Genomic DNA, 20232 nt, shown 5'->3' with positions numbered 1-20232 from the left:
TATATATATATATATATATATATTTGTCAACATAAAATATTGAAAATAAATAAATAATTTCTAATGTTTATGAAATCGATTAACCGTTATTATATAAGCAATTATAATTTGTATTTTTTAATAAAAATAAGAACGTTATATTATGTAATCTCCCAAATGTTATAATTTGTTTTTTATAAAAATAAAAAGTATTAAATAAGAGATGTTATTCAATACTTAATTTGTATATTTTATAAAATAATATTTAACTACGTATTAAAAAAGCATCAACCGCACAATGCAGTTAATGCCTTACAAATTTAATGTTGAAACGCCGCTCGATAACCTTCAATATAATCAACAACTTCATGCAGTTTCCCATGAAATAACTGATTGAGCTTTTTAAACAGTTTCAACGGGAAGAAGCGAAAATGATTAAAACGGTCTGCTTTTCCTTTTTGAAATCCTAGTTCGTAATCATCCCGCACATCGCGAGTGAAATTCTCGTAATGATATTCATATTTGCCATCATGATAATTCCCATAATCACCATTTTCATAATGTTTTTTAACGTAATCATGTAATTGCGAATTCATCCTTTTCTCTCCCATCCCTAAATTATTTTAAATAATAATTCATCACTGAATCTTTTGCAATAACCGACGGACATCCATCGCAATCATTCGCTCTTCGTCAGTTGGAATTACAAAAGCCTGAATACTTGAATTGTCACCGGAAATTAAGCGCTTTTCTCCGCGAACATCATTCCGCGCATGGTCAACGGTCAATCTCAGATAGTTGAAATGCTTTAATATCTGTTCACGAACTTCAATCGCATTTTCACCAATTCCGGCAGTAAATGTAATGGCGTCAATTCCTTGCAATTCGGCAATATATTGTCCAATATACCGAATCACACTGTTGACATACAGTTCAATTGCCAACCGCGCCCGTTGATTGCCATCTGCTGCGGCCTGTTCAACATCGCGCATGTCAGCCGAAATACCTGAAACGCCCTTGAATCCAGATTTTTTATTCAAGATGTAGATCATTTCATCAATATTATTAATATGTAACTTCTTCATGATGTATGAAACAAGTGAAACATCAACATCGCCTGAACGGGTTGCCATCTGCACTCCTGAAAGTGGCGTGAAGCCCATTGAAATATCATATGACTTTCCGTTTTGTATTGCGCAAATTGACGAACCAGCCCCCAAATGACATGAAATCATCGTTAATTCATCAAGCGGCTTATTCATCATCGCTGCAGTCTGCATTGCGATATATTGGTGACTGATTCCGTGCGCTCCATATCGGCGAACATGATATTTCGAATACCATTCGTACGGAACACTATACATAAAATTCCTTTCCGGCACGGTATGATGAAATGACGTATCAAACGCTGCCACGCCCATTGCATGCGGCAACAGCTTCTTGCAAATTTTAATTCCAGTCAAATTTGCTGGATTGTGCAACGGTGCTAGTTCGGATAACTCATCGATCTTATTCATCACATCTTCAGTGACTACAACAGACCGATCAAAGTATTCGCCCCCTGCAACCACGCGATGTCCGACAGCCTGAATCTCATCTAAATTTGAAATAATTCCTAGCTTAATTAGTTGATTGAAAATAAATTGCAACGCAGTCGTATGATTAGGAATAGCAGCGGTAAACTTCGCAACCTGCTCCTCATACTTAATCTTAATCGGTGATTCTTGTTGGCTAATCCGTTCAACTAACCCTTGCGCGATGACCGCTTCCCCTCGGTCATCGAAAAGTTTGAACTTCAAACTCGAACTCCCACAGTTGATTATTAAAATTTTATTCATAAAAATGTCCCCTTTGTAATTTAATTTTATGCTGTAATGGAGACGGTTTCAATATGAAGTTAAAATATAAAATTATAATTATGTTTATAGAAATTGGAAATCTTAGCTTAATTATAACTGTGTTTATAGTTATCACGAGTACAAAAAAGAATTATCTCTAAATTCAAAGATTATTCTCAGTATAGGCATTCAAATACTTAAAGTTTTAATCTAATATCCTTCTGAAACTCATCACGTGTTATATTTAAAGCGTAAAATGCACTCAAACTAATTAAATGTAAAATTTATTCTTCACACTTAATCTTAAAAAAGCTTTAACTTTTATTGCTATCTTTACTTTAACCCCCAATAGGTTCCGTCTTTTTCCTCAATCCCACTTCCGTCCTTTATTATACTCAAGTTTCGCCTTCATCACGTCCATTGGATCAACATTCAATCGGTCGCACATGTAAAACAGATAGATTAACGTATCTGCAATTTCGCCTTTTAAATGCGTTTTCTCATCTTCACTTAACTCATCGCTTGTCTTTTTCCATTGAAAAATTTCTAAAATTTCCGCAGCTTCAATATTTACTGACTTTGCTAAATTTGGCAAGGAATGGGCCTCATCCCATCCGCGCGAGTTTCTGAAATCGATAAGTTCCTGCATTAATTTTTGATGATCCATGATAAATTGCCTCTTTTCGTTTTCACTCTCTTTTATTATACCGTATAAGAAAGCAGCCTTTTCCTCACCGGAAGAGGTTGCTTTTAAACTATCCGTCAAATAAATAAAATTTTAAATTCTACAATAGCCCATATTATTTTTAAATCTCATCAAGCGTACTTAATTTTCCACGTTTTTTTATTGTCATAAGGATTTTAATTGATACTATCTCCATACTGATCTAAGAAAATGACTAGGATCAAAAATGTTTACAATTGCTACAAACGGCAGTTGAACTAAAATACTAATGAATCCAAAAGTAATTATCCCATTTTGAATCAAATAAGTTATTCGCGAATGCTTTTGATAAATTTCAAGTTCTCCTGAACGATTTACCCTTGTAAATAAACCTAGTTTAATTCCTAAATCATCCGCAAAATCTTTCGCCTCAATATCATCTCCGTTTTGATCACGTGGCCAAAAATAATCATACTCATCAAAGTAAAGCACATTCGAATCATTTTCCTTAAGTTCCTTGCGCACTGCTTCAGTTAACGCATTTAACTGTTCTTCAGTTATTTTCTTTTTCATCTTATAAACCCTCTCCCATTCCATTTAGTTACTTAGCTTTCTTTGCATGTTTAACCATCGCTTCCGCCCAGCTGTGCGGATGATTGTTGGTTTGAATCATCAACTTTCTCAATTTCAACATGCATTTTGACCGTAAACTCCATTCTTCACGTGTCCTCCTTCAATTAATTTAACTAACAAAAAACGCCTGGAGATATTCCCCAGACGTCATGAAGAATATCGCTATACACTGGAGCACGTTGCCTTCGCGAAAGGTACGTTGCTGCTGGGTCACCGTGTGTATCCACTATGCCAGCTCTTTATATTCCTAGCCGTTTAATTGTAATTCATATTATACAGGACAGATTTTAACTGTTAACTGTTATTATCCTGACTTTGAATCTTCATCTCATTCACTCACAATTTTTGAAAAATACTTTTTCATCTCATCATCGGTAATGACTTCACTTTGCTTCGTATTCTTCCATGGTGATTCCTTGTGAGTCTGCTTCAGGAGCTGTGATGCCGACATATAACCAAATGTATCCCAAACGGTATTTAAGACATTGTTAACCCTGGAATTGGCACTCAATTCATTATAATCATCGATATCATTTTCCGAAACCTCACCAACAATTTCACGCTGTCCTTGATATTTTTGATGGACTTTTGAAACTGCCGGGCCATATTTCCAAGCTAAAATATCATCTGGAAACATCCGGTGCTTTAAATATACAAGACTTACACCTTGAACATAATACAGGAGTTTCATTGCTTTCATCTGGGTCAGTTCTTCCGCGTTTTCATTTTCAATTAACTCAGCTTTATTTTTGACCCGCATCCAGTTAACGATCTTCAAAACATCGTACATCACTTTCGCCTCCAATCTTCTTAATCTATATTAAAATGGATTCCTCCACGACTGTCAATCAAATTTTGAATAAAAAAAGGTCGCACCCCGTCGAGTGCGACCTTCGATCCGCTCAGTTTAACTTGCAACGTCTTGCAATTTAAACTAATCGGTTATATTCATTTGAACTCTATCTTAGAGAGTGCTTGAAGCACCACGGTAGATTGAACCACGACGGCTGTCTACTGTGACTGTTTCGCCTTCCTTGATAGCGTCTGTTGCGTTTTCAGCACCAACAACAACTGGGATACCCATTGAGATCCCAACAACAGCTGCGTGTGATGTTAAACCACCGTTTTCAACAACTAATGCTGATGCCTTTTCGATTGCTGGTAAGTAGTCCTTGTCAGTTGTCTTTGTTACAAGTACGCAACCTTCTTCAGCTTTCTTGTTAGCTTCGTCTGCTGACTTAGCAATTACGGCTTTACCGATAACTGTTTCTTCGCCAACACCTTGGCCTTTAACTAATGCAGAACCAACTAATTGGATCTTCATGATGTTTGTTGTACCTTTTTCGCCAACAGGAACACCGGCAACGATTAAGATTAAATCGCCTTCCTTAGCAAGGCCAGCCTTCTTAGCTTCTTCTGTAGCTAACTTGAACATTTCATCTGTTGTAGCTGGCTTTTCAGCAACAACTGGATATACGCCCCAGTTAACCATCAAGCCGCGACGTGTGCGATCGTCGAATGTTACGGCTAAGATGTCTGCATCTGGACGATACTTCGAAATCATCTTAGCTGTGTAGCCTGATTCTGTAGCAGCAACAATTGTCTTGATGCCTAAGTTTTCAACTGCTTCTGCAGCTGCACGACCGATTGCTTCTGTAACGTCTGTCTTATCGAAGTCGTTGATTGAGAAGTTCTTGTATTGACGTAATGCATTTTCAGCCTTAACGTCGATTCGTGCCATTGTTGCAACAGCTTCTACAGGGTAGTCACCGTTTGCTGATTCACCTGAAAGCATTGTTGCGTCTGTCCCATCAAATACAGCGTTAGCAACGTCTGATGCTTCGGCACGTGTTGGACGTGGGTTTTCGATCATTGAGTCAAGCATTTGTGTAGCTGTGATAACTGGCTTACCTACAGCGTTACACTTCTTGATTAATGACTTTTGTACCAAAGGAACATTTTCAGGTGGAATTTCAACCCCCATGTCACCACGAGCGATCATCAAACCATCTGAAACCTTCAAGATTTCATCAAAGTTGTCAATACCTTCTTGTGATTCGATCTTAGGGAAGATTTGAACGTGTTCCATGTGCTTTTCTTCAAGTAATTCACGGATATCTAAGATATCTTGTGGCTTACGTACGAATGAAGCAGCAATGTAGTTGATTTCGTGATCCAAACCAAAGCGGATATCGCTTGAGTCTTTTTCTGTGATTCCTGGTAAGTTAATTGATACGCCAGGAGCGTTAACACCTTTACGTGAGCCTAACACACCTTCGTTCAATACTTTACATACCAATTCACGGTTTGCGTCATCTTTCTTTTCGATTTGCATGTCGATCAAACCGTCATCGAACAATACGTGGCCGCCTTCGTGAACGTCATCGTAAAGTCCTGGGTATGTAACAGCGATCTTTTCCTTTGTACCTTCAATTGAGTCATCCATTGAGATCCGAACTTCATCGCCAATGTGGAATTCGATCTTGCCGTCTTTTTGAACAGTTGTCCGAATTTCAGCACCCTTTGTATCAAGTAAGATACCAACTGTCTTACCAGTCTTCTTTTCAGCTTCGTGAACAAGGTTTAAACGACCTAAGTGTTCTTCGTGGTCACCATGTGAGAAGTTGAAACGGAATACGTTTGCGCCAGCTTCGATCAACTTAACGATTGTGTCTAAATCGTTACTTGCTGGTCCAAGTGTACTAACAATCTTTGTCTTTTTCATGAGTTAGTTCTCCTTCTGTCAAATTAGAATCTTAAACGATCATTTAAGTCAAGCAATGAGACATCTGTCTTGTGCTTGTGGTTTTCCAATGTGTCAATGATATCTGTGGCAACAAGCTTGTTGTCGTGGATACCAATGGCCAAACCGCCTTTACCTTCAAGTAATAAACGTACGGCATAGTCGCCTAACCGGCTTGCCAATACCCGATCCTTAGCTGTTGGCACGCCACCACGTTGGATGTGAGCCAATGTTACAGCCCGGCTATCAAAGTCGCCGTATTGATCTAATTTTTCTTTGAATTCTTGTGCTGACATTACGCCTTCAGCAAGAACGATCAAAGCGTGATCTTTACCGTTTTCACGGTTTTCTTTGATCTTGTTTGCGATTGCTTCAATATCATAATCGCGTTCAGGAATAACGATTGCATCCGCACCTGCAGCAATTCCAGCCCATAATGCGATATCGCCTGCTCCCCGACCCATAACTTCAACAACGAATGTCCGTTGGTGTGAAGTTGCAGTGTCGTTGATCCGGTCAAGGGCTTCGGTTGCAACATTTACTGCAGAGTCAAACCCGATTGTAAAGTCTGTTCCTGGAATATCGTTATCGATCGTTCCTGGAACACCGATTGAATTATAACCGTGCTTTGTAAGTTTTTCAGCACCGTGATATGAACCATCGCCACCGATAACAACTAAAGCATCGATCCCGAACTTCTTAAGTTGTTCGATCCCTTGAAGTTGAACTTCTTCTTGAGCGAATTCTGGGAAACGAGCTGAATAAAGAATTGTGCCGCCACGATTGATAATGCCGTCTAATTCTTTAGAGTTCATCTTAAAGATGTTACCTTCAACTAACCCTTTGAATCCGTAGTTGATTCCATAAGCTTCGAGACCAGCGCTCATTGCAGAACGAGCAATGGCACGAACAGCAGCGTTCATTCCTTGTGAATCGCCACCGCTTGTAAGAATACCAATGCGTTTCACTTGTTTTCACCTCGAGTAATAAATCTAATAATATACATTCTCCGATTACTATCTTATCACTTTTAAATTTAGTTGTCTTTAAATATTTTCAATTATATTTAAGGATTTTCGGAGGATTTAAGGGTTCCTACGCACTTGATGGTTTAGACCAATTTTATCCATTTTTTACTGAAGGACAACGTTATCCTTCCCGAGTAATTGAACCAATTTTGTCCTGGTTTGTGCTGAATCACTTAACCAGTACTGCTGCTCCATTGCAATTTTTCGTTGCCGTTGTTTTTCGTAAACGATCACCGGAACCGAACCGTGATTTTGGCGCATTACTTGCAATAATTGTTGCTGCAAAGGCGCATTCAACTGATCAACGCGCAAATAATAACAGCGATCACTAATTTCAGCCGCCCGTTGAATTGTATTGGCAACCAAATTCAGCTTGCCGTTCCGTTCTTGAACCTTGCCGGTGATCATTAAAACTTCGCCCGAATGCAGCAGCCCGCCAAATTGAGCAAACTGTTGCGGAAAGACCGTCATTTCAATTTCGCCGGTCGGATCACTGACATCGACAAAGGCCATCTGTGTCTGGTTCTTAGTTCGAATCAGCTTAACGTGTTTAACATACAAAATCGTCCGCACAAAATTCGTGACCTGAATTCGGTTGACCGGCACCGTACGGTAAATTTCAATCAGTTTCCGGTATTGATCGATCGGGTGCCCAGATACGTACGTTCCAAGATATTCGGCTTCTTTTTCCAATAACTCGTTGGCAGATAACCCGGCTGTTGGCGCCGTCTTCTTCGGCATTAATTGTTTCAACAAATCAACGTTGCCGCCACTTAACTTGATGCCTTCAAGAATTCCTGGCATTTCCGCAAGCAAATGATTGCGATCGGAATCAAATGAATCGAATGCTCCGGCATAGATCAACGCTTCCAACGTTTCCTGATTCAAAAACTTATTATCAATGCGCCGAATGAAATCAACTAAGCCATGGAAATAACCGTTTGCCTTGCGTTCATTCAAAAGCGCTTGGATAAAGTCGATCCGCAGCTTTCGAATACTCCGGAAACCAAAGTAAATTTCATGATTCTTTAAAATAAAGTAGATTTGACTTTGATTAACGTCTGGTAAATGAACTTGAACCCCGCGTTCGCGCGCTTCCATCACATAGTTTCGTGTCTTTTCAGCCGCACCAACGACGGAATTCAAGACTGCCGCATAAAAGGCCGCCGGATAGTGACATTTAATGTACGCTAACTGAAAGGCTAACTTTGAATATGCCACCGAGTGCGACCGGTTAAAGCCGTAGTTTCCAAACCGTTCAATAAATTCGTAAACTTGAACCGCATCCACCTGAGCGTATCCTTTGCTCATCGCTCCCTGGATAAACTGATCCCGCATCCGGTCAATTACATCCTGCTTCTTCTTACTCATTGCGCGCCGCAGCAAATCCGCTTGGCCAAGCGTGAAGCCGCCCATTTCGGACGCCACCTGCATAACCTGTTCCTGATAAACAATGATTCCATAAGTCAGTTGCAGAATTGGCTTTAACCGCGGATTCGGGTACGTGATCGGCGCCTGGCCGTTTTTCCGCCGAATAAACTCATCAATATTTTGAATTGGACCCGGGCGGAACAGCGCGTTGGTTGAAACAATATCTTCAAACCGTTGCGGCCGCAGCTGTTCCAGAACGTTTCGGATTCCGCTTGATTCAAATTGGAAAATTCCCGCAGTGTCTGCCTTTTGAAAGACCTGCAACGTTTGCGGATCTTCCAGACTGATTTGATGAATGTCAAAATTCCGGTCAAAATCACGTTTAACAAAGTGAATTGCGTTATCCAGAATCGTTAAGTTGCGCAATCCAAGGAAATCGATCTTTAACAAGCCGACTTCTTCAACCTGTTCCTTCGCAAATTGCGTCAAGTAAATTCCTTCACCGCCAATTTGCACCGGAACAAATTCCCGCAAATCATGATCACTCAAAATCACCCCTGCGGCATGGGTACTGTATTGTCGCGGTAATCCTTCAAGGGCCATCGCGGTTTGATAGATTTTTTGGTTTAATTTACTGTCAGCCAGCATATTGCGTAAGGGTTGCGATTGCTGGTACGCATTCTTTAACGTAACATTGTGCAGCCGCGGCATTACCTTTGACCAGTTAGAAACTTCAAATGTGTTCTGGCCCATTACCCGACTGACATCGCGAATTACCTGCCGCGCATTCAGGTGCGCAAACGTAATGATTTGAGCCATATGGGTTTGCCCGTATTTTTGATGAACATAGTCAATGATCTCATCTCGTTTTTGGTCAGGAATATCCAAGTCGATATCCGGCATTTGCGCCCGCTCTTCATTTAAGAACCGTTCAAACAGCAAACCGAATTCAATCGGATCAACGTCGGTGATAAATAAGGTATATGAAACCAACGAACCGGCTGCAGACCCCCGTCCTGGTCCCACTAAAATATCATGCGTATGGGAGAAATTCGTAACGTCCCACACGATCAAAAAGTAATCATCAAACCCCATCCGGTGAATGACTTCCAATTCGTGGTCAAGCCGTTGCTGATATTGTTGCGGATCAGCATTCGGGATTTGAGCTAGCCGTTTCTTCAAGCCTGCCTGGCAAAGCTGCCGTAGATACGTTGCCGAATCAATTCCATCCGGCGTTGCATAATGCGGTAATTGCGTTGGCGGAAATTCAAGGTTGATTTGAATCTGTTCAACCAGGTCACATGCCGTTTGCCAACAGTCTTCAAGGCCCGACTGGGTAAATTCTTGATGCAATTCTTCGCTTGATTTAAGGTAGTCTTCACCCTTAATCGGGGATGCAAGCTGTTCCGGCATCAACTTTGCATTTGTTCCAATCGCATTTAAAACCTGCAGATCAAATGCTTCTTCAGGATGAAGATACTTAACTGGCTCGTTTGCAATCAGCCGAATTCCAAATTGATTCTGTAATTGGCGCAAACCGTAAACTAAGTCATCATCCATTTGCGGATTAACGCTTAAATAAACATCTTCAGATTGCCAAAATTGCAATAACTGCTTTACAAAATCAGCTGCGACTTCAAAACTATGATTGCGGATTCCAGCAAAGACTGGTGATTTCTCAGTAATGATCACCTTTAAATCTTGCGTGAATGCTTGAATTTGATCCAGCGCTAACGGGCCTTCGCCTGCTTCATATCCGTTGACCGTCATCTTGGCCGACGAGATCTTCATTAGATTTTGATAGCCGTTCTTATTTTGCGCTAATAAAATGATTTCTTGGGGATCCGTCCCTTTACTGTTCAATTGCAATGTTAATCCGATCAACGGCTTAATTCCGGCTTTTTGGCACGCATGATAAAAATCAAGCACGCCGTACATTACATTAATATCCGTTAATGCCAATGCCTGATAACCAAGTTCTTTCCCGCGGTTAACATATTCATCGATTTTTAATGTACTCTGCAATAAACTGTAACTGCTGATCACTTGTAATGGACTAAACATCACAATCTCCTTTCTAATCACTGTTATCCTTATTATATCAGATTCGATAAGATTCTCTTAAAGAACGATTTGAAAAATTTATCAAACTATACTAGACTACAAGTAAAGAGGTGTTGTTAACATGTTAAAACAACTTACAATTCTCTTTTGGTGCGCAATTTATGGTGAAGTATTCGGATACATTATTTCCGCTTTGAATGGTGCTCCATTCAACTTTGTAACAAGCGGTTTGATCCCAATGATTGCCGGCTGGATTTTAATCAATTTTGTATCGATGTTTCTTAAAGCACCAAACGCCAAAGAAGAAGATAAAAAGTAAAGGCTGCGATTCACCGCAACCTTTATTTTTATAGAAAAATTTTAATAAATCATTCCAATTTTAGTTTGGCTTTTAATTGATTTTTAAAACTATTCATGTAAAATAAAGTTTGTGCAATCGGTTGCACTAAAAATTCCTCTCTTATAACTTTATTTCACTAAGTATCTCTTCCAGTATTCCATAGATACTTGCTCTTACTCATTAAAAACCCTATATAATGTAAAAGTACATAAGAGAGTTGAGAGAAGTTCGCAATGAACTTCTTTTTATTTTAAATTTAATGTGAAAAATTTGTAATTTAAATAAACATTTTTCTAATATGTGTTGCTTATTTTTTGTAATTGATTTACCATTAAACATGGTTAGAAACTCAACTAACCCTATAAAGATAAATCTTCATTGATACTTTATAGTTTTGCTTAACGTTATGAAAGAAGCTGGACTTAGTTGTCCAGCTTCTTTTTCGTTTAATTTGATTTTTTCGCATCTTCAATAATGCGTTGATTTAACCTCCCGATGCGGTACAGCATCAGCATTAAACTCTTTTCCAATGCTAACACGTCCGGAACCGCAACGTAATGCAACGTTTGATCATCATCTAACGAGCTTAGTTCAATTCTCAAATTTTCATTCGTTGCAACCTGACTAAATCCTTTGATCAACGTTTTCCGGGTCCCGATATAAACAATAAAATACCCATATTCATTTTTGATTCGAACAGAATATAATCCGTCAACCGATCCAAGTTCACTCTTTTTGAGCGCAATTTGAGTCAATAACCCCATTAAATCCTTATTTAATTTCAATTTTCCCGCTCCCTTACCTGTGGTAGGTTCAGTTTACCGGAATTGTTTTGGAATGGAAAGTAGATTGAAAAGGATTAATATATTTTTAAATAATTGACCTTTTAATTGTCGTTAATTGAACGTCCTTCGCTTCTTAGTTTTTCATAATACGTTTGAATTTCACCTGAACCTAAGAATGGACGAATTTCACTAAAGTGTTGATCGATATAATTATGCGCTTGATCTGCCGTATAACCGCATTTTTTAATTAAATATGATGTAACCGTATAGCCGCTATTCCATAACTCATGAATATTATGATAGCCGGCAAAAGTATGATTACTTGCGTTATATAACTCACCGTTTCCTTGGTTATTTGCTACCACTGAAGACCGTAAATTAATATTATTAGTTGACCGACTACTAAACTCAACCTGATTTTGACTTTCTGATGATTCACTTTGCAAACTTTCGCTGTTTAATTTGTTTGAGCTTAAAGACTTGGTTTCAGAACTTTTTTGACTTACCCGAACCGTTTCTTGATTTTCATGATGATGAGTATAAACCGAATAGCCACCTGCTCCAATTACTGAACCGCCAACTAAACATAATAAACCAATTCCGAATTTACCTAATCCCATAGTATCTTCTCCTAACTTCAATTTAACCCTTAAACCTTTCAGCGACCCCAACGTAAAGAGTTAAATTGATAATTAATATTTATAATAAAATTAATTATAAATAGGATTTACTAATATCAAATTCAGAAAGCATTAAAAAAAGGATAAGTTTAGCACTTATCCTCTTTCATTATTCCGCCTGATCATCCTCAGCCTTAAATACCAAATTATCATTTGCACCCAGGCCAATCGTAACGACACTATGCGGCATCACTTTGCCGGCAATAATCTCCTTGGCCAATGGCGTTTCCACGTGAGTCGTAATGAAGCGTTGCAATGGTCGGGCACCGTATGCTGGATTAATAAAACCTTATTATATAAGGAATTATAGCCTCTAGTTTTTTCCTAAGTAAAAAGTTTATCTAGTTTTTTTACTAAAATATCTGTTTGTTCTTGCTTAAATTCTTCAATTAAATAAGAGTAAGTATTAATTGTAGTTGTAGGGTTTGCATGTCCTAACTGCTTAGAAATAGTATAAAAATCAATTCCTAATGAGTATGCTAAGGCTACATAACTATGTCTTACACTATGAAAATGATAATTATTTCTGCTTATTCCCAACCGTTTAAATAATCGTCTCATTGACTTATTAATATTCTGACTTACAGGTACTCTATGAGCTGTATTATTGAAAAATACAAGTTTATCTTTTTTATCTTTCTTCTTATCTTTTAAGATATTTGATAGAATACTTGGAATATCAATAACTCTATTACTAGCTTTTGTTTTAGGTGGTTTAAAGCCAAAATTAATATCGTCCCAACTCTTATTAATTGTTATTTTATTGTTTTCAAAATCTATATCTTCCCAAGTTAAAGCCTGTATTTCTCCTAATCGCATACCAGTAAGAAAACCAGTTAAGATAAAGATATAATTATTAGTAGTTTTAGGACTAGATTTAAGATTTTCAATCAGATAATTAACAGTAGCTTTTATTTCTGATAGATTAAGATAATCAACTTCAATCTTATTATCATCGTTGTATACTAGGGTAATTCCTTTAGTGAAATCTGTATCAATTAAACCATCTAAAATTGCACTTTTAACCATTGATTTAATGGCAAAATCAAACTTAGTAACACTGGTTTTAACATGCGTTTTACCATAATCACTAATGATTAATTGGTAACACTTTCTATTAACCTCGCATAATTTTTTATTATTAAAATACTTTTTAACCTCTCTAATGTAAGTTCTATATCTTCTCTTTGTGTTGTCTGATATAACAGGCTCTTTATATGTTTCGTACCATTCTTTAAAATAACTAGAAAAAGTAATCTTGTCTTTTAAAGGAATGATATTATTTGATAATTTCAGTTTGAAATTGGCTATATAGTCCTCAGCCTCTTCTTTACTTTTAAAACCCGTCTTATGGTGTTGTTTATAGTTACCTTTAATATCCTTATAACTAATTCTAACTTCATAGGAGTTTCCTTTTTTATAGATTGCCATAATAGAAACCTCCTATAAACTTAATTATAACAAAAGAACCCTACCTATATAGATAGAGTTCATAAATCATTAATTGATATTCTTTAATAGTTTAATACTTGGTTTGGATAAATCAAGTTAGCATTATGAATACCATTTTTTGATACTAAGTAAGAAACAGATACACCCAACTTATTAGCAATACCACTTAAAGTATCTCCTGAACGTACAGTATAAGTTTTATTTGTTATACCATTAACCTTTAATACTTGGTTAGGATAAATTGTATAAGGATAACTAATACCATTCAAGTTAGCTAATGCTTGATAAGTAGTACCATATTTAGTAGCAATTCCTGAAAGAGTATCTCCTGATTTAACTACATAAGTTGTAGCACTATTCGAAGTATTATTAGCTACTGTGTTATCTCCTTTAATTTTAATTACTTGGTTAGGGTAGATAACATATGGACTAGCGATATTATTAATGCGTGCTAAGTCTTGGTAAGTTGTATTAAATCTAATAGCAATACCTGAAAGAGTATCTCCACTCTTAACTATATAAGTCTTAGTATTATTAATAACTTTCTTATCTTCTTTAGCTTGTTGAATAACAGGAGTTGTAGTTACAGGTTTATTAGCATTTCCATTCTTATAGCCGTTCTTTGTGATACCTAATAAATCAATATCATAATCTATGGCTACACTGTTAGCTCCTGAACCATGGTCTGAAAATTGCCATATGCACACACCAGTATCACTAGGGAAGTATTCCATAGGAGCAGGATAAATACCATTCCTATAAGGGTAACCTGCTATCCAAAAACTATTAGGATATGTAGCAATAATTCTATTCATATCAAAATGTGCATGAGCGTAACCTTGATAAGAATAAAACACTGGAGTATATCCTGCATTCTTAACTGTTGTCATAGCATCTATAACAGCATTAGTATTACCATTAATATCATTTCCATATCCTGCTTCACAATCTAAAGCAATAATAGAACCTTTAGGAACTGTACTATTAATAGTAGGTAAGAATGTATTAACAGCTTTCTTTGCTAAGTAACTGTTATTCCCTGTTTGTAACCAGATATAAGTATGAGCTCTTTTATTTTGCATTAAAGCACTCTTAACCTGATTAGTATAAGTTGATTGAGTATAAGAAGAACCATCTTCATACATTCCACCTACTTGAGCAATGGTAAACTCATCATCATTCCGTACAAACTGAGCTGTATTACCTTGATACTTAGATAAGTCAGTACCATAACTTCTAACATTGTCAGCACTAGCAACACCAATACTAATAGCAGAAATAAAGGCAATTAGTCCTAATGCTAACCGTTTTAAATTTTCCTTTAGCATAATATGCACCTCCTTTTTCTATAACGGTCAGTAAAAAAGGCAATAAAAAAGAGAGCCTTTATAGCTCTCTCTTTAAATTATTTTTTAGGAATAAAAGTAACTGTTCCATTACCTTCCATAACTCCCAATAGTCCTAAAATGGTTAATACCGTATTAATTGCTCCTACCATATCTCCAATATCCCCTGTAAAATGAATACCGAAAATAGCTAACACTTGTTGAATTAATACTAATAACAAACTGATTAAGCTAGCTATTATCTTTCCATTCAATGTTCCATCTGGATTAAATATGATACTTTTAATCTTTGTCTTCATCATAAATCCCCTCTTTTGTTTCCAAGATGATTAATCGTCTTTCATGTTGGTTTAAGGTAGTGTTATTTCTATTCAAGTCTTCTCTCAAACTTTCTACCGTATTATTTAAAGTAGTTACCGTATCATTTAACTTCTCAAAAGTTTTTTGATTAGCTTCACTTTCTTCTAAATAGGTAGAGTGGAAAGCCCATTTAAAGCCTTTTATTAGAAATGTTAAAACTGTACCACTAATCGTTATAATTGCTACCCAATCTTCTAAAGATAATCCTAAAAACGTCATCTATAACACCTCCTAACTTTCTATAACCTTTACATGTTGTGTAAAGTGAAGATTATATGTTTGATTGTTCCAATTAAGGCTAGTTGTATTGTTTCCCATTGGATTCCAATAAAATAACTTCTTATGACCTTCTTCATTTTCATACTCAAAGGCAAAGTTATTATATGGAATATTTTCATTAGTCAAAGTAAAATTATTAGAAGGAGTTACCATTCCGTTTAAGTGATAACCTTTCATTGATTGAAAGAAGTTGAGTTCAACAGCACCTAATTTACTTAAAGTAATAGTATCAGTATCTTTATGATACTGATAAGCTCCCCAACAATCATCTATATCTGCGTCTGAGGGGTCAGGGTTTGTGTTAGCAGAATAAATAATTATAGGGTCAACACCTAGATAATCTTGGATAATAATTTGCCTTATCATAACATCTCTTGAATACTGAAAAGCCCAACTACCACTGAATGGGTGTCCCCAATCTTCACTAGGAAAACCAAACTCTGATACAGCTAATGGAATTTGATTAATATTATTCCAATTACTTCTATCAAAGGTTAAGAGATATAATTCAGGTATATAGTTATCGTTGTATCGTTCACAATATGGGTGGAAACAAACTCTTTCAGGAAGTGAAGAATAAGAATTAAGTTTAGTGTTATAGCAATCCATAACATGCTTTAAGTTAGGGGCTTGAGGGTATTGAATTGAACACAAATCCATAAATTCAACATTTCTTTTTTTGCATTCTTCAAACAATTTCATGTTAAATGTAAGGTATCTATCAATAATAGTATCGTTCGTTTCAGCTTCAGTTTGATTATCGACTGCAAACTTTCCGTCTGCTTCATTCCATGCGTCTACGATAAATGAAGTGATACCATTATCTAAAAATCTATCCATAATATGAGCATAAGCATTAACAGCTTGGTCTACTAATTTATCTGCGTTTGAGTCTAATAAATGATTTTTAATTTGTTGCGGATAAGCTCCAATAACCCCTACCATTCCTAAATCTTGAATTTTATGATAAGTTGCTAATCTCCACGGATTATCAGTACCATTAAATTCATCAGTTTGCAGATTAAATGCAGGTCTAATGTATTTTATCCCTGCCATTTGTGCAAAGTTCAAAGCTCTATCTACTTGTCCAATATTCCATTTTCTAGAACCGGAATAATCATCATGAAAGACATTAACACCCATTTTATCTAATAATTTTTTAGTCATATAAAAACCTCCTAGAGAATAAACCAACCTTCCATATTAACGGTACATGTTCCACTTGGAGCTGGAATTACTTGGTCTCCATTATGGTTATAGTGTAATTGCACTGTCCCTAAAGTCTGTACATAACGTTTTCCGGGGTCTCCTATTATTTGATACATACATGGAGTACCAGAACATTCATATAAAGTGTTGTATTGACTCATTTCCATATTTCCGTATTGTTTTTGAACATCAGACGGAATATCAAATAGTTTAGTACCCCAAGTGTTAGCAATACTTGCGTCTCTAAATCTTGAGTGTATTCTAAACCAAAAAATATTCTGACCGTTAATACTTGTTACAGCGTATTTATTCCAACCAATATCTCCAGTAGTGTTATTGTTATCCCATCCACACCAAACACCACTATCTCCTGCATTCATGTAAGGAGTTAAATCTAACCAACCTGTACCTGTTACATAGTCTCCTACTGTACCTTCTGGACCTTGTTCCCCTTGTTGTCCTGCTACACCTTGTAAACCTTGCATACCCATAGCTCCAGTAGCAAGATTAAAGTTAAGAGTTGCACTATTTTCATTACCTGAATTAGATATACCAACAGGTCCATTATCAGAAACATAAATTGGTGTATTAGTTCCATTAGTAGTAGCATTACTTCCCACTGAGCAACATACTCTAGCATAACTAGCATTATCTGGAGCTGTTTTAGTCATTACAAAAGGAAAACTAATATTCTTTTCTTCATCATAGGTTAATGCTGTTTTGTTGGTATCATACCAAACAATTCTAAGCGCTTGATTACCTGATAAACTAGGAATATTAGCAGGCATTGACACACTATAATTATCGTGAGCATTTACGCTAAAATAATCAGTATAAATATCTGTACTATTAGCATGTTCTCCATCTGGTAAGATATAACCTTTGCTAAAAGTCTTTCCGATTGAAGAATAAGCTAACCATGGATTATAGCTAGTAACATTACCAACATTAACAGTAGCAGAGTTACCTGTATCTCCTTTGTCTCCCTTTGGTCCTTGGATACCTTGAGGAATTGCAAAATCAAGAACAGCATCTACATCATTGCCTGAGTTAGTTACCTTAGCTTGTTCTCCTGCGTCTAATGTTGTTGTAGTACCAACTGTGATTGAACTAGCTCCTCCTGCTGGTCCTCTTTCCCCTTGTGGTCCTTGTTCCCCTGTGTCTCCTTTTGGTCCTTGTGGTCCTTGTGGTCCAACTTCTCCTTGAGGACCTTGTTTAACCGTTGCAACATAAGTATCAAAGTTATCTTTTAATGCTTGAGATTGTTGTTGCATGTATTGATTAGCCTGTTCCTTAAAATCGTCTAAGCTAATCAGATTAAGTTGTTGTCCTGTGATACTCAAAGCATTAGCGGAAATCGTAAAGCTCACAAAACCATCATCAGGGAAAATTAAAGTATTATCTTTATCTACATTAACAGCTAATTCTACTTGATATGTTCCTTGTACTAAGCCTTTTAAATCTGCTGTATCAAATTGGAAAATTAAACCATTGTAAGTTGTTGTAGCATTAATAGTTTTAACTAAACCAAAATCATTTTTTATTCTAAATTGTGCTGTTTGGTTTTCATCTAATTGTACTGGGGCTTGATTATTAGTTGCGGTAAATTGAACCATTGTCCCAGTATCACCTAATTTAATTGTTGTATCATCATTTAATAGAGATAAACTTTTCATGTTGAGTTCCTCCTTGTTTGTTAATCTGTTTTTATAACGATTAATAAAAAAGACTAGGTACATTACCTAGCCTTAATTAAGTTATTTATTTTGCATGATTTCTTGTTTTTGTTCAGCTGTTATCCAACCGATACTTTCAAACAAATCTAAATTTTCTTCATTATACAAACCCATATCATAATACTTCTTTACAATATCAAACATTTTCTTTATCCCCCTTATCTGATGTTAAACTCTTAACTTGTTCAGTCAGGGTATCAACTTTAGTAGATAATGCTTTAACTTGAACATTGCTTTGAGCTAATTGAAGTGTAAGGTTGCTGATAACTGTATCATTTTCATTAGGTTTAACTGTAACAGTATTAGCTTCTTTCAGTTCTTTATCAGTCATACTATCGACCCATTTAGTACCATCAAATTTTGCTTTGTTAAAGTGTCCTTTAGGAGCTTGGGTCGTATACTTAGCCCCATTAATCTTTACTGTATCGATATGGTCGATATAACCATCGTTTGTTAAATAGTAATACATTGTCATTCTAAGCCCCTCCTATTGTTGATTTAATGGCAAAGCCCAATTCAAGCGAGCACCACCATTATTAGCAGCACCATTAATTGTAATCAGTCCAGTATTAGGAACTAAACAGAATTCTGTTGGTTGTGTTGTAGATGTATCTGTGTACCAGTCATAATCATTTACACCAACATAATAACTAGAATTCCCACCAACAACTCTACTTGTAATACTTGTTGGTAAGTATGCTTTAAACGTCTTAAATACAGTCTTAGGGTTACCAATCCAACCAGTGATATAAAGGAAATTATTATTTACATAGTAGTTAATGAATGTTCCTTCATCATTGCTCGAAAGTCCTTCAAGAGTAGCTTGTCCTTTTAATTGGAAAGCTACTGATTGACCACCAATCGTTGTATTATCTGGTAAATCTGCTTGACCTTTAACATGTAAATCCTGTTCAACTGTTAAATCTTCTTTAGCGTCAACCCAACCATTTACTGTTAAGTTATGGAGGTCTGAACTTCCACTAAAGGTATTATTACCAGTCCAAGTATTGTTACCATTTAATTTATCTTGCCATGCTGCGTCTACTCGGTCATTAGCTGTTTGTACATAGCTATTCATTAAACCTTTAATTTGATTAGCACTATCAGCAATATTATTTAATTCAGTCATGTTTTGGTTGATTTGTGCTTCGACTTGGTTCTTCCATGCTTGATATTCACTATCAAAAGGTTCAATACCTTTATTAATATCAATCGCTAAGTTAGTTGCAGATTCCGTAACATTAAAGAATTGATATGGAGATTTTAAAGTTTCTCCTGTACTTGAGTTAGTAATCGTAAATTGGAAACGATATGGACCAACTGCTTGGAACATTCCCAATGGTAAAGCAAAGTTCACAAAAGCAGGACTAGAAGTATTAAGTTTACCTGCAACATGAAAACCTGTTGTCATGTCCGGATATTTACCGTCCATAGAAATCGTGAAGCCATTTAATTGGAGTGGTTGTCCTCCTCTTACGAATTGCAAAGGAATAATCTTATTACTTTCATCTACTGTTGCATTAAAAGCGTCAGTTAAATCAAAAAAGTATTTACCAGGTTGGTCAATGTCGATTTTGAAATATTGTAATTTTCCGTTCTTATATACTGCATTACCTGATTGAACAGCGTTCACTTCTTGATAATCAGCACCAAGAACATTGTTAAGTAAATCATCAGCCATTATTTTAGCCTCCTTATAATTTAATCTGTCTTTATAACGCAATT

At 36.4% G+C, this 20232-nt stretch carries 19 protein-coding genes and 2 pseudogenes; 1 reads left to right on the top strand and 20 read right to left on the bottom strand.

Translation table 11 applies throughout. From position 1 onward, the window contains the following. Window positions 1–299: 299 nt before the first annotated feature. The 8 genes from FC33_RS07730 to dnaE all read right to left on the bottom strand — a co-directional run bounded on the left by FC33_RS07730 (window position 300) and on the right by dnaE (window position 10320). Complete coding sequence (locus tag FC33_RS07730) at window positions 300–575, bottom strand: hypothetical protein (protein ID WP_057828019.1); 276 nt, start codon at window positions 573–575, stop codon at window positions 300–302. Window positions 576–617: 42 nt separating this feature from the next. Then, a complete protein-coding gene (locus FC33_RS07725; RefSeq protein ID WP_057828018.1) occupies window positions 618–1817 on the bottom strand; it encodes an acetate/propionate family kinase in 1200 nt (399 codons plus the stop codon). Between the two features lie 367 nt (window positions 1818–2184). Beyond that, on the bottom strand, window positions 2185–2484 hold the full coding sequence (locus tag FC33_RS07720) for a nucleotide pyrophosphohydrolase (RefSeq protein ID WP_057828017.1): 300 nt from the start codon (window positions 2482–2484) through the stop codon (window positions 2185–2187). A 204-nt stretch (window positions 2485–2688) separates the two neighbouring features. Beyond that, window positions 2689–3054, bottom strand: a complete 366-nt coding sequence (locus FC33_RS07715; protein WP_057828016.1) for a hypothetical protein — start codon at window positions 3052–3054, stop codon at window positions 2689–2691. A gap of 388 nt (window positions 3055–3442) precedes the next feature. Further along, a complete protein-coding gene (locus FC33_RS07710) occupies window positions 3443–3904 on the bottom strand; it encodes a Panacea domain-containing protein (protein WP_057828015.1) in 462 nt (153 codons plus the stop codon). A gap of 174 nt (window positions 3905–4078) precedes the next feature. Beyond that, the gene (pyk, locus tag FC33_RS07705; RefSeq protein WP_057828014.1) at window positions 4079–5839 is read right to left on the bottom strand and encodes a pyruvate kinase; all 1761 of its coding nucleotides are present in this window, start codon (window positions 5837–5839) and stop codon (window positions 4079–4081) included. Between the two features lie 23 nt (window positions 5840–5862). Continuing rightward, the gene (gene pfkA / locus FC33_RS07700) at window positions 5863–6825 is read right to left on the bottom strand and encodes a 6-phosphofructokinase (RefSeq protein WP_057828013.1); all 963 of its coding nucleotides are present in this window, start codon (window positions 6823–6825) and stop codon (window positions 5863–5865) included. Between the two features lie 165 nt (window positions 6826–6990). After that, window positions 6991–10320, bottom strand: coding sequence for a DNA polymerase III subunit alpha (gene dnaE / locus FC33_RS07695; RefSeq protein ID WP_057828012.1), 3330 nt, complete (start codon window positions 10318–10320; stop codon window positions 6991–6993). A gap of 121 nt (window positions 10321–10441) precedes the next feature. On the opposite strand from dnaE, the gene FC33_RS07690 reads away from it, so the two are divergent. After that, the gene (locus tag FC33_RS07690; RefSeq protein WP_057828011.1) at window positions 10442–10639 is read left to right on the top strand and encodes a YjzD family protein; all 198 of its coding nucleotides are present in this window, start codon (window positions 10442–10444) and stop codon (window positions 10637–10639) included. Between the two features lie 467 nt (window positions 10640–11106). Here the strand turns inward: FC33_RS07690 and FC33_RS07685 are convergent, their stop codons facing one another. From FC33_RS07685 to FC33_RS07640, 12 genes and pseudogenes are all read right to left on the bottom strand, one after another. Further along, on the bottom strand, window positions 11107–11445 hold the full coding sequence (locus FC33_RS07685; protein ID WP_057828010.1) for a hypothetical protein: 339 nt from the start codon (window positions 11443–11445) through the stop codon (window positions 11107–11109). A 101-nt stretch (window positions 11446–11546) separates the two neighbouring features. Next, window positions 11547–12065 (bottom strand): protein-tyrosine phosphatase family protein, encoded by a 519-nt coding sequence (locus FC33_RS07680; protein WP_057828009.1) that lies wholly within the window; start codon window positions 12063–12065, stop codon window positions 11547–11549. A gap of 169 nt (window positions 12066–12234) precedes the next feature. Continuing rightward, a pseudogene (locus tag FC33_RS08240) lies at window positions 12235–12405 on the bottom strand (hypothetical protein); the annotation flags it as partial. A gap of 44 nt (window positions 12406–12449) precedes the next feature. Then, a complete protein-coding gene (locus FC33_RS07675) occupies window positions 12450–13556 on the bottom strand; it encodes a site-specific integrase (RefSeq protein WP_057828008.1) in 1107 nt (368 codons plus the stop codon). Window positions 13557–13639: 83 nt separating this feature from the next. After that, a complete protein-coding gene (locus FC33_RS07670; RefSeq protein ID WP_057828007.1) occupies window positions 13640–14905 on the bottom strand; it encodes a LysM peptidoglycan-binding domain-containing protein in 1266 nt (421 codons plus the stop codon). 95 nt (window positions 14906–15000) lie between these two features. Next, window positions 15001–15210: pseudogene (locus FC33_RS07665) on the bottom strand (phage holin); the annotation flags it as partial. After that, the gene (locus FC33_RS07660) at window positions 15206–15502 is read right to left on the bottom strand and encodes a hypothetical protein (RefSeq protein ID WP_057828005.1); all 297 of its coding nucleotides are present in this window, start codon (window positions 15500–15502) and stop codon (window positions 15206–15208) included. The gene FC33_RS07660 and the pseudogene FC33_RS07665, both read right to left, overlap by 5 nt. A 12-nt stretch (window positions 15503–15514) precedes the next feature. Continuing rightward, window positions 15515–16729, bottom strand: a complete 1215-nt coding sequence (locus FC33_RS07655) for a hypothetical protein (protein ID WP_057828004.1) — start codon at window positions 16727–16729, stop codon at window positions 15515–15517. 11 nt (window positions 16730–16740) lie between these two features. Continuing rightward, on the bottom strand, window positions 16741–18447 hold the full coding sequence (locus FC33_RS07650) for a collagen-like protein (RefSeq protein WP_057828003.1): 1707 nt from the start codon (window positions 18445–18447) through the stop codon (window positions 16741–16743). Window positions 18448–18528: 81 nt separating this feature from the next. Further along, window positions 18529–18651 (bottom strand): XkdX family protein, encoded by a 123-nt coding sequence (locus FC33_RS08235; protein WP_081037085.1) that lies wholly within the window; start codon window positions 18649–18651, stop codon window positions 18529–18531. Further along, window positions 18644–18982, bottom strand: a complete 339-nt coding sequence (locus tag FC33_RS07645; RefSeq protein WP_057828002.1) for a hypothetical protein — start codon at window positions 18980–18982, stop codon at window positions 18644–18646. The genes FC33_RS08235 and FC33_RS07645 overlap by 8 nt, the downstream gene beginning before the upstream one ends. A gap of 12 nt (window positions 18983–18994) precedes the next feature. Further along, window positions 18995–20188 (bottom strand): hypothetical protein, encoded by a 1194-nt coding sequence (locus tag FC33_RS07640; protein ID WP_057828001.1) that lies wholly within the window; start codon window positions 20186–20188, stop codon window positions 18995–18997. Between the last annotated feature and the right edge of the window lie 44 nt (window positions 20189–20232).

Origin of the sequence: Ligilactobacillus aviarius subsp. aviarius DSM 20655 (assembly GCF_001436315.1) — a bacterium.
GTDB classification, from domain to species: domain Bacteria; phylum Bacillota; class Bacilli; order Lactobacillales; family Lactobacillaceae; genus Ligilactobacillus; species Ligilactobacillus aviarius.
The sequence above is the reverse complement of the archived record's forward strand: the minus strand, read 5'-3'. Positions and strand labels throughout refer to the sequence as shown.